Annotated in this window: 1 protein-coding gene; it reads left to right on the forward strand. The window is 59.9% G+C overall.

Annotation, left to right across the window (positions count from 1 at the left end; genetic code table 11):
- Positions 1–133 precede the first annotated feature (133 nt).
- A complete protein-coding gene (locus AC3WUM_RS25140; RefSeq protein WP_492414077.1) occupies positions 134–1306 on the forward strand; it encodes an IS4 family transposase in 1173 nt (390 codons plus the stop codon).
- The last annotated feature ends 15 nt before the right edge of the window (positions 1307–1321 follow it).

The raw sequence follows: 1321 nt of genomic DNA on the forward strand, positions 1-1321 counted from the left end.
CAGTACTGTCCGGGGAAAGTGGTCTGTCCTGTTTTCAAGTCATTGATTGAATTGTTCTGATGGCTGTTTCGGGGCTGGTGCCGATTTCAACTGCGTTGCGTAACTCTGGGGCGGATTCCACCGGGAAGCCGCCATGCATCAGGACCGTTTTGTCTTCGCCCAGCTCATGCAGCATTTGCCGCTGTCGTCGTTTCGACGGTGCGTCGATCGCTACGACGGCCAGCGCTACGTCAAGAAGTTCTCCTGTTTCGATCAGTTCCTGTGTATGGCCTTTGCCCAGCTCACCGGGCGCGAAAGCCTGCGGGAGATCGAAGTGTGCTTGCGCGCGCACCAGGCCAAGCTGTTTCACCTAGGCTTTCGCTCGCGGGTGGCACGCAGCACCCTGGGCGATGCCAATGAGCTGCGTGATTGGCGTATCTACGCCGACTTTGCCCAGGGATTGATCCGCACGGCACGCCGCCTCTATGCCGACGAATCCCTGGGTTTGGATCTCGATCAGACGATTTACGCGCTGGACTCCACCACCATCGAGCTGTGCCTGTCGGTCTTCCCCTGGGCTCGCGCCATGCACGCCGATTGCGGGGCGATCAAGCTGCACACGCTGCTGGATGTCCGCGGCTCGATCCCGACCGTGATCCATCTCTGCGAAGCGCAAAAGCACGATGTCCACATGCTCGACCGGATCCTGCCCGAGCCCGGCGCTTTCTACCTGATGGACCGCGCCTATCTCGATTTCGAGCGCCTGCATCGCTTGCACAGCGAAGGCGCGTTCTTCCTGATGCGGGCCAAGAAGAACCTGAAGGTCACGCGCCGCTACTCGCATGCCGTCGATGATCGCCGCGCCATTGCTTGCGATCAGACCGTCATGCTCACGCGCGACGTCGCGGCCCGCAAATACCCCGCACCGTTGCGCCGGCTGCGCGTGCGCGATACCGATTCCGGCGGATCGATCGTGCTGCTGACCAATCACTTTGCCTTGCCCGCACTCACGATCAGCGCGCTCTACCGTCAGCGCTGGCAGATCGAGACCTTCTTCAAGTGGATCAAGCAACACCTGCGGATCAAAACCTTCCTCGGGACCTCACCCAACGCTGTGAAAACGCAGGTGTGGATCGCGGTAGCCGTGTACGTGCTCATCGCGATCGTCCGCAAACGCCTAGGCGTGACCACCTCGCTGCACGATCTCCTACAGATTTTGAGCGTCAACGCCTTCGAGAAAACCCCGCTCCCAGCTCTGTTTTCCACTCCCGCTCTACAAAATCTCGACAGCGATTCGGGCAACCAGCTGTCTTTATTCGGGAATTAACCGGACAGTACTGGC

Source organism: Hydrocarboniphaga sp. FW305-C-57 (genome assembly GCF_058783045.1).

Bases quoted from the DNA above. Each gene is read 5' to 3' on its own strand.
- AC3WUM_RS25140 (WP_492414077.1), top strand. From the start codon at position 134: ATGCATCAGGACCGTTTTGTCTTCGCCCAGCTCATGCAGCATTTGCCG.